Annotated in this window: 9 protein-coding genes; 5 read left to right on the top strand and 4 right to left on the bottom strand. The window is 46.5% G+C overall.

Annotation, left to right across the window (positions count from 1 at the left end; translation table 11 throughout):
- Positions 1-2271: leucine--tRNA ligase (gene leuS, locus ABY436_RS17145; RefSeq protein WP_372740150.1), on the bottom strand; the 2271-nt coding region annotated here is incomplete at its 3' end.
- 159 nt (positions 2272-2430) lie between these two features.
- On the opposite strand from leuS, the gene ABY436_RS17140 reads away from it, so the two are divergent.
- Positions 2431-3000 carry a zinc ribbon-containing protein gene (locus ABY436_RS17140; RefSeq protein WP_372740149.1) on the top strand — a complete coding sequence of 190 codons (570 nt, stop codon included), beginning with the start codon at positions 2431-2433 and terminating at the stop codon, positions 2998-3000.
- Between the two features lie 77 nt (positions 3001-3077).
- Here the strand turns inward: ABY436_RS17140 and ABY436_RS17135 are convergent, their stop codons facing one another.
- From ABY436_RS17135 to ABY436_RS17125, 3 genes are all read right to left on the bottom strand, one after another.
- Positions 3078-3425 (bottom strand): hypothetical protein, encoded by a 348-nt coding sequence (locus ABY436_RS17135; protein ID WP_372740148.1) that lies wholly within the window; start codon positions 3423-3425, stop codon positions 3078-3080.
- Positions 3426-3646: 221 nt separating this feature from the next.
- Complete coding sequence (locus ABY436_RS17130; protein ID WP_372740147.1) at positions 3647-4750, bottom strand: phosphoribosylaminoimidazolesuccinocarboxamide synthase; 1104 nt, start codon at positions 4748-4750, stop codon at positions 3647-3649.
- 349 nt (positions 4751-5099) lie between these two features.
- The gene (locus ABY436_RS17125; RefSeq protein ID WP_372740146.1) at positions 5100-6383 is read right to left on the bottom strand and encodes a DEAD/DEAH box helicase; all 1284 of its coding nucleotides are present in this window, start codon (positions 6381-6383) and stop codon (positions 5100-5102) included.
- Between the two features lie 164 nt (positions 6384-6547).
- Here ABY436_RS17125 and ABY436_RS17120 point away from each other — a divergent pair, with 164 nt between their 5' ends.
- The 4 genes from ABY436_RS17120 (at position 6548) to ABY436_RS17105 (ending at position 9398) form a co-directional block, all read left to right on the top strand.
- Positions 6548-6880, top strand: a complete 333-nt coding sequence (locus tag ABY436_RS17120) for a multidrug efflux SMR transporter (RefSeq protein ID WP_372740145.1) — start codon at positions 6548-6550, stop codon at positions 6878-6880.
- A gap of 292 nt (positions 6881-7172) precedes the next feature.
- Complete coding sequence (locus ABY436_RS17115; RefSeq protein WP_090725144.1) at positions 7173-7886, top strand: peptidase; 714 nt, start codon at positions 7173-7175, stop codon at positions 7884-7886.
- Positions 7887-8129: 243 nt separating this feature from the next.
- Positions 8130-8807 carry an MOSC domain-containing protein gene (locus ABY436_RS17110; protein ID WP_372740144.1) on the top strand — a complete coding sequence of 226 codons (678 nt, stop codon included), beginning with the start codon at positions 8130-8132 and terminating at the stop codon, positions 8805-8807.
- A gap of 219 nt (positions 8808-9026) precedes the next feature.
- On the top strand, positions 9027-9398 hold the full coding sequence (locus tag ABY436_RS17105; RefSeq protein ID WP_372740143.1) for a hypothetical protein: 372 nt from the start codon (positions 9027-9029) through the stop codon (positions 9396-9398).
- Positions 9399-9618 lie beyond the last annotated feature (220 nt).

Here is a 9618-nt window from a genome sequence, read left to right as displayed (position 1 = left end):
TGCTTCACGCATAACCGCGCGTCCCTGATCACTGGCATCGACAAATTTAGTGATGCTGTTGAGCAGCTCCATAACGGCAGCAATAGCCGTATTGAATGTTTGACGGCGTTCAATATCGTCAGATACTTTGCGGATGGTTTCATGCACTTTACGGCGCAGTTCTTTCTGTGGTTCAGTCAGAGCGCTGCTGTCCAGTGCAACCACATCTTGTCCGCCCAGAAGGTGGTCGTGTACATGTTTCCATAAGCGGCGCAGGAAGCGATTAGCCCCTTCTACACCCGAATCAGACCATTCCAGTGATTGCTCAGGTGGTGCTGCAAACATCATGAACAAGCGTACGGTGTCGGCACCGTATTTATCGATCATCACCTGCGGATCAATGCCGTTGTTTTTCGACTTTGACATCTTCGTGACACCGGCTTGCTCTACCGCTAGTCCGTCGTCTTTATGCACCGCACTGATAATGCGCCCTTTGTCGTCTGTCTCGGTGACTACATCGGTAGGCGCAATCCACACTTTGCCGCCTTTGTCATCTTCCCGGTAGTAGGTATTAGCCAGTACCATTCCCTGACAGAGTAAGCGGGTGAAGGGCTCATCAGAAGTAACCAGGCCTTCATCACGCATCAGTTTATGGAAAAATCGAGAATAGAGCAGATGTAAGATAGCGTGTTCAATGCCGCCGATATACTGGTCTACGGGTAGCCAGTAATTGGCTTTTTCCGGATCAAGCATAGCATTTTCAGTTGAACGGCTCGCGTAACGAGCGTAGTACCAGCTTGATTCCATAAAGGTATCGAAGGTGTCTGTTTCACGCTCAGCCGCACCGCCACATGAAGGGCAGGTGGTATTAATGAAGCTGTCCATTTTTTTGATCGGTGAACCGCTACCGTCAAACTCAACGTTTTCTGGCAACACGACCGGCAATTGATCTTCAGGGACGGGCAGCGGACCACAGGAAGGACAGTTAATCACCGGGATCGGGGTACCCCAATAACGCTGACGGGAAACACCCCAGTCGCGCAGCCGGTAATTAATAGTGACTTTGCCTTTGCGCTGACGTTCCAGCTCAGAAGCGATCGCTTTAAAAGCAACCTCATATTCCAGATCATCAAAGTTGCCTGAGTTGATCAGAATACCTTTATCAGTGAATGCTTCTTTTTCGATATCGACTGTTACATCATTATTAGTAGAGTCGATAACCTGCTTGATCTGCAGATCGTATTTTTTAGCAAATTCCCAGTCACGCTGATCATGAGCAGGAACGGCCATGACTGCACCTGAGCCGTAATCCATCAGGACAAAATTAGCTGTCCAGACAGGTACCTGTTCCCCCGTCAGAGGATGCGTCGCATTAATACCCAGTGACATGCCACGTTTTTCCATGGTTGCCATATCGGCTTCAGCCATTTTGATGTTTTTACATTCATCAATAAACTGAGCCAGCTTGGGATTAGATTCAGCAGCTTTGAGTGCCAGCGGATGTTGAGCCGCAACGGCAACATAGGTCACACCCATTAACGTATCAGGGCGGGTTGTAAAGACATCCAGATCACTGCCGTCTTCAACGTGGAACGTTAGCTCAACACCTTGAGAACGGCCGATCCAATTGCGTTGCTGAGTGATAACCTGTTCTGGCCAGTCGGTCAGTTTGTCCAGATCGTCGACCAACTGGTCTGCATAATCGGTGATTTTCAGGAACCATTGCGGGATTTTCTTGCGCTCAACTAATGCGCCAGAGCGCCAGCCCCGACCATCAATGACCTGTTCGTTTGCCAGAACCGTCATGTCGACAGGGTCCCAGTTCACTTCTGCTTCTTTTTTGTAAACCAGCCCTTTTTCCATCAGACGGGTAAAGAACCACTGCTCCCAGCGATAATACTCAGGATGGCAGGTCGCTAGTTCGCGGTTCCAGTCATAACCAAAGCCCATCAGCTTCAGCTGATCGCGCATATAATCGATATTTTCGTAAGTCCATTTGGCTGGCGGTACATTGTTATTCATCGCCGCATTCTCAGCAGGCAAGCCAAATGCGTCCCAGCCCATAGGCTGAAGAACGTTTTTTCCTTGCATCCGCTGGTAGCGTGAAATCACATCGCCAATGGTGTAGTTACGAACATGGCCCATGTGCAGGCGGCCGCTAGGGTAAGGGAACATCGAAAGACAGTAAAATTTCTCTTTGCTGGTGTCTTCCGTACATAAGAAACTATTATTCTCTTCCCAGTACTGTTGAGTCTGGGTTTCAATCTTTTGGGGTTCGTATTGATCGTTCATCGTAGTATCTTATAGAAATCTCTAACAATAAAACCGGCTTATATTGATGCCGGTTAAAGAGTCTGCTGGTAAGTTCAGGGTATGCTGCATAGCATACAATATAAGCCCTGCTATCAACAGCAGTATAGGCCGTCTAATTCTGCAGTATCGGAGTTGAAAATGGATAAAGAATCTAAAAAGTCATCAGAAAGCAATCAGCCAGGGTTTAAGCAAGATGTGCCGAGCATATACAATCGTGTACTGGATCGTCTGACGGACACGCTGGAAAATGTAGAGCACCACTCATGGGATTATTTGCAGGAAAAAATTGAAGAGGCCGTCGAGTTGGAGCTGACGGCAGAAGAGATGACGCGTGATGAGATGGATCTGCTGACGGCTTATCTGAAACGTGATCTTAAACAACTCGGTTATTACGCACATGAAACCGGTGAAGGAATCGCTGCCTGGTTGCATTTCGACCTGAATATTCTTGAAAACACTGTAGTAGAAAAGCTGGTTGCGCTGGCAGATCAAACCCGCATAGATCAGGAGCGCTTAAGAGAGCAACTGGCAAATGAAGCAGATGAGTATATGGCGGGTGAAATTGCAGCGGTAGGAACATTTGAATGTCAGAGTTGCCAGCAACAGATGCAGCTGAAAAAAACCAGCCTGATTGAACCATGTAAGGCCTGTGGTGCCGAGCATTTCAGGCGTATATCAAGGCCGTGGAGTGCTCTTGATATAATCTGATCTCTATATCAGGGCTACTCCATCAGGGCTACTAAATCTGAGTTAACTCAACTGACATTCAGGCAGCTGGATATAGATCAAAAAGGCTGGTGACAGAAAAGCTCGACATTTTCTTTAGTGCCTTGAAGGGCGTTGCGTGCAGCAGCGCCTGTTAGCTTTTGCGTTTTTCCTGTGGTGAGGTTGACGCCTTTAATACCCTCTTTCTGGTACGCGGCGTAACGCTGTTGGTATTTCTCACACATATCTTTATCACGGGCTTCTTGTTTTAACATGACCTTTTGCTCAGCCAGCGTGTTTTCTTTATCTCGTTCAATGCGCTGGATGTCACGCTTTTTCTGATTGAGCAGGCGCTCCTGTCTTCGTGCGTTGGCACGATCAGCCGGTGCTGTTTGAAGTTGGATTTCTTGAAAATCAGGGGCCAGCACACGGGGTGTGCTGGTGTAATGAAGCTTACCGCTTGCGTCACGCTACTTATAAATTTCTGCACGTGCCGTTTGGCTGCTAAGCAACACGGTTAGTGTAAGAGAAGATATCAGAGTAACTGCCAGACTATGTGTCAGAGGCAGGCTAAACAGGTCTGCTTAAATATGGCATCAATCGCCTCGAATCTTGATTAAAACCCAAATCGGAATTTAAAAATGGTTTTCTACTCTATGAGATCGTATTGATCACGTAATATTTCAATAATATCTGCTTTTGGATTGTCGGAAAGCAGCAGTTTTTTTCCGGTAACTTTTTCTGCAATGCCCACGTAGGTAGCGGAAATGCTCATCATGACCGCTTCAGGTAATGCGTTGTCACGGGCGAGTGCTGCGCGTTCAGGCATGCGTTCTTTATTGAGTAGAATATCGGGGTCTGGAAAATGATTAAGCAACCATTGGCGAAAGCCCTCTTTAGAGTTTTCAACAATCTTGCCTTCACGGTAGGCCGCCCCATCCCATATACGCGAAGAGTCGGGTGTGCCGACTTCATCCATGTAGATGAGTTTTTCATTTCCGGCAGCATCAGTAACATAACCAAACTCAAACTTGGTATCGACAAAAATCTGATCCAACGCGGCCAGCGCATCGCTGATTACGCCAAAGCCTTCCTTGAGTAGTTTTTCGTACTGATTGATATCGTCTTTGCTGCGCAGATTAAAGGCCGCAAAGTTATCTTCTAAATTGTTGCGCGTGATGTTCACATCATCCGCCTCGGGTACGCCCGGAATCCCTTTGAGGATGCCTTTGGTCGACGGCGTGATCAGCAGTTCGGCGAGCTTCTGGTCTTTTTGCAGACCATCAGGTAACTGTATTCCACAGAACTCACGCTCGCCTTTAGAGTAGGCGCGCCACATGGAGCCAGTAATGTACTGGCGGCAGATCGCCTCAATCATCACTGGTTTGGCTTTTTGCACGATCCAGACAAACGGATGCGGGATGTCCAGAATATGGCTATCGGCTAAGCCGTTTTCACGGAACAGTTTAAACCAGTGATTGGATATTGCGTTGAGAGCAGCGCCTTTGCCGGGCACGCCATTCATGCCGCCTTCGCCATGCCAGATACAGTCAAACGCCGAGATGCGATCGCTGATGACCATGATAGCCAAGGGCGCGTCAGCAGCAACATCGTAACCTTTCTGCTGGATAAGACGACGGCTGTCTGCTTCGGTTAACCAATAAACAGAACGAACTTTACCACTGTGGACTGGGCTATTGGTACGAATCGGCAGGTCGTTATTAACGGCTAGCACTTTATCGGCAAGACTCATGGGTAAACTGTCCTGTTTGGGAGTTAATTATGAAGGCTATTTTAAAGATTAAGATAATTAGGGGAGAAATTTTACCAGAATCGAAAAACAGTGACAGACTTTTTACGTCGTTGGGGTCTTGGCTGCTAACAGGCGGATGTCGCGTTGAATGCTTCAGTTCACTTCAGGTATGTATTATCAGATATATACTTTGTACATGTTCTTTTCAGGTGCAGCTTGTCCGGCGATAACTTGATCGGGAATAACTTGATCGGGAATAACTGGATCGGGAATAAATTATTCAGGGTAAAAAGCTCAGGCATGTTGTCGCTAACATGCCTGAGCAGCAAAACGGTTAACTAGTCAGTGGCTATTTTTTGAGCTGCTTTTGTTTCTGCCTGGTTTTGCCCTTCGCTTTTGTTTCTGACACCTTGTTACGGATGATCTTCGTTTGGCTGGCTTTGTTGGTGCGTGGTTTATGCGCTTTTTGTGAGAGCTGTTTGCGGATATTGTCGCGGCTGCCGACTTCATAGCCTTTTTGATAGATGCGCTTGATAGGACTGCCGATCAGGCGTTCGATATCATCCAGTGCGCGTTCCTCCTCACGGCTAACAAAAGAAATAGCGTGGCCTTTAGCGCCCGCACGGCCTGTACGGCCAATACGGTGTACATAATCTTCGGCAAGGTAGGGCAGGTTATAGTTAACAACATACTCAAGCCCTTTGATGTCTAAACCGCGAGCGGCAACCTCGGTCGCGATCATTACCTGTACTTTGCCGGCTTTAAAATCTGCTAAGGCGCGTTTGCGTGATCCTTGTGTTTTATCGCCGTGGCAAACAACATGAGTGATCTTGTCCATTTTCAGATCGACGACTAATTCATCAGCCTGGGCTTTGGTGCTGGTAAACACCAGTACCTGAAACCAGTCATGCTTTTTGATCAACTCAACAAACAGATCGGGCTTGCGGCGCTCTTCAACCGGATAAACCACATGTTCCACGGTATCGGCAGTAGCGTTTTGTTTAGCCGCACGAATAATTTCGTGGCGAGTCATCAGTTTTTTTGCCAACTCATTAACGGTAGGTGTCACTGTGGCAGAGAACATCAATGTTTGATGTTTCGCTGATGTTTGTTGGATGAGCTTATGAACGTCGCTGATAAAGCCCATATCGAGCATTCGGTCAGCTTCATCCAACACCACAAACTCAACTTTAGACAAGCTGATATTACATTGCACAACATGCTCAAGTAATCGCCCTGGCGTCGCAATCAGAATATCGACCCCGGCTTTTAGTTTGCCTTTTTGCGAGTCAGTACTCACACCGCCATAGATACCTTTAACCGTAAAGGGTAGAAATTGTGCATAGCCTTTTATCGTATTGGTTAGCTGCTCAGCCAGCTCACGTGTCGGGGCGAGAATCAGCGTACGCACATGCCCTGGCAACGTTGTCGCAGGGCGGTCATGCATCTGTTGTAAAATAGGCACAGTAAACGCCGCTGTTTTGCCGGTACCCGTTTGTGCATTCGCTAACACATCCTTACCACGGCGCGCCGGCACAATCGCCTGCTCTTGAATCGGTGTCATCTGGCTGTAGCCGCAGGCATCCAGAGCACGTTGCAGCTCGGGAGCCAGGTCTAAAGAGGAAAACTTCATTATCTATCCTTTGTGGACACAGCCACAGCCAAAAATACAGGGCAGCTATTATAAAGGAAAATGATGGGTGTCGTGTGTTTTTCGTGATAGATGCTTACTAAATGAGTGTTTACTAAGGTTGCTAGGTATAATGCTTGGCTCGTTAGGTATCTTGGAAAAAATGCATGAAGTATTGGGTGTTCTTGGCTATTGCAATTATAGGTGAAGTTGTCGCAACGTCTGCACTCAAGTCCAGTGAGGGTTTTAGCAAGCTAGTGCCTTCTTTCGTTGTCGTTGCTGGATATGTTGTCGCTTTTTATTTTCTATCTTTAGCGCTAAAAACTATTCCTGTAGGGGTTGCCTATGCCGTTTGGGCAGGTTTAGGAATTGTACTCGTTGCAGCTATTGCTTATATCGTGCATGGACAAAAGCTTGATGTGTGGGCGTTCATTGGCATAGGTTTTATCGTTAGTGGTGTTGCAGTGCTTAGCCTGCTTTCAAGCACAAGTGCTCACTAACAAGACTGACATAGAGGGCAGATGAGCCTTTTCAGCTAGATAAACCAAAGTAACTTTTATCTGTATCTTACCTGCATCTTATCTGTTCTGTGGGCGACCAGGCAGATAGCACCGGCCTTCCTCTAAAGCTAACGCCCTGGATTTTCATATCAGAGTGTAAATAAATAATATTTCTCGGCGTTAAGATCTATAATGTGCGAAATTTGCGGGGTTTATGTTTCGCAATTCAGTCATTCCCGGTGTCCGAGTGCCTTTTGTGGCTGCAATATGACATCCTTATCAGGAGTTTATAGTGACCTACTGTTTGGGTATAAAAATTGATCAGGCGACGATAATGATATCGGATTCACGCACCAGCGCGGGGGTCGATAACATTAGTACTTATAGCAAAATGTGGCGCTATGGAGTTCCTGGTGAGCGACAGTTTGTTTTATGCAGTGCCGGTAATCTGGCGACTACCCAGTCCGTGATAGCTAAACTTGAGCGCGATGTTAAAAACGGCGCAAGCCCGAGTTTGCTTACCGTTAGCGATATGCATGAACTGGCTGAATATATCGGTAAAGTAAGTGTGGCTGTGCAGGCCAAAGCCGGCGGTGGAGGCGTGTTTGAAGCTACGTTTTTATTGGCAGGCGAGATTCAGGGATCAGCGAATGCGCTGTACATGATTTATTCGCAGGGTAATTTTATAAAAAGCTCAAGTCACGTACCTTATTTACAGATAGGTGAAGCAAAATATGGCAAGCCTATCCTGGACCGGGTGATTCAGGAAAGCACATCTGTTGATCAGGCGATCGTCTGCGGTCTTATCTCCATGGACGCAACTTTAAAAAGTAATTTGACGGTAGGGCCTCCTATTGAACTATATGTTCTGGAGAATGGCAGTCTCAAATTAGGCCAATACAGATTATTCGGAGAAGATGACGAATACATGCGTAGTTTACGTAATCTCTGGAATACGGCGATGGAAAATGCTGTCGATGCAATGCCATCATTGGTCTTGAATTAAAATACTGTAAGTAAATACTTGTCCGCTAAGTTGTGCCGTTAATTCTGATTTTTCTTTTACGCCCTGTACGCGACAGTATACTGAATTAATGCCTCAAAAGAGGCATGTAATGTCGATGGTTATACCGTTCTGATTTGATGTAGTAAAATGTGCTTTGACAAACGTAGCTGGTTTTACAGATACCTGAGTCGGCACAACAATGTAAGATGGATGCCTCCTGTTCTGCTTAGATAAGAGGATGATATGAACAACCGGCACTACCTCGATAGCGTCTATTGCGGGCAAGTAGCGCAGCGCTACGGGCTTGAAACCTCCAGGGTTGAGAAAAATTTATATCTCTCTGATATGGGGCTGGAGGGCGATCAGTGTGCCGAGCAGCGTTACCATGGCGGACTTGAACGAGCCTTGCATCAGTACCCTTTGGAGCACTATGCATACTGGCGCGAAAAATATGGCGCTGATAATCTGTGGCAGGCTCCGGGAATGGGTGAAAACCTCAGTTCAGAAGGGATGACTGAAGACACAGTGTGTCTGGGAGACCGCTATCAATGGGGCGAAGCTATCATCGAAGTTAGTCAGCCTCGTTCGCCCTGTTTTAAGCTGAATAAACGTTGGGGGATCGAGAAGTTTTCTGTTGAGATGCAGGCACTAAGCCTTTGTGGTTGGCTGTATCGGGTGATTCAGCCTGGAGTCGTGAGTGTCAATCAACCGCTTGTGCTGCTGGAAAGAGTGCCTGATGCGATGACGGTGCGTGAAGTCTGTGAGATTTTCTTTGCTGATCCGTTGAATAAAGAGGGTCTGTTAACATTGAAGCAGCAAAGCAAACTGTCGAGTAGTTGGATGGCTAAGGTCATACTGCGTCTTGAAACTAATGAAGTCGAAAACTGGAGCTTCAGATTGCTAGGAGCCTGTCGGACTTAACGCTGATCTACTGTGAGTAAGTCTAATTTGGCCATTTTCGATCCTGTTTTTCGTTTAATAGAACCACTATTTGCCTCTGAACAGGATCAAAGCTGTCTCAAATCGATCTTCACCTCGCTACGACCGGTCAAGTCCGACAGGCTCCTGGGGCATGTATAAACTTAACGATAGGGTCATCAATGTTTTCTCAGGTTAATAAAGCTAACGCAGGTTTTTCTTATGAATAATTCACAATACTTCTATCGTACCGTCGTTTATACGCGGAAAAATAACGAAATCGGCTTGGTTGATATTAATCAGCCGGATAATGTGACGCCTTTAGATGAATGGCTGGGGCTTGTCGTGTCGTTAGCAGATGGCGCTCATTCAATTCAGGAATTGCTGGATTACATCAGTAGTAGATATGCTTCTGCTCCGGCTAACCTTGAAGCGACATTGCACTCGGTGATTGAAAGACTGCAAGAGGGGGATCTTATTAAGCTCAGCGAAACCCCTGTGACCCTGCCTTATTATCTGGCCGAGCCTATCGAAGCGCTTGATTTAGAGAAAGCGCGAAAGCTAATAGCAGCAGATGGATACACTGTTCACTAACAGGCGGCTTATTTTTACACCGAGGTTAGCAGGTGCTGCAGCGTCAGGTTGCAGAAAAGAAGTCGTGCGCAAAAAACGACTCTTGATTCACCCTGCTTGATTCATCCCTAAATGATATAATCTGGTAATGCAGTCAGTCATAAAAGCTGATGTCGTGTCAGCTTTTTTTACAATTCAAACTTAAGTTTGAATCAAATTTTTTTAATTTATTGATATACAT

Origin of the sequence: Neptunomonas sp., assembly GCF_041601355.1 — a bacterium.
GTDB lineage: Bacteria > Pseudomonadota > Gammaproteobacteria > Pseudomonadales > Balneatricaceae > Neptunomonas.
Note: the sequence above shows the minus strand (reverse complement) of the source record. Positions and strands in the feature narration are given on the sequence as shown.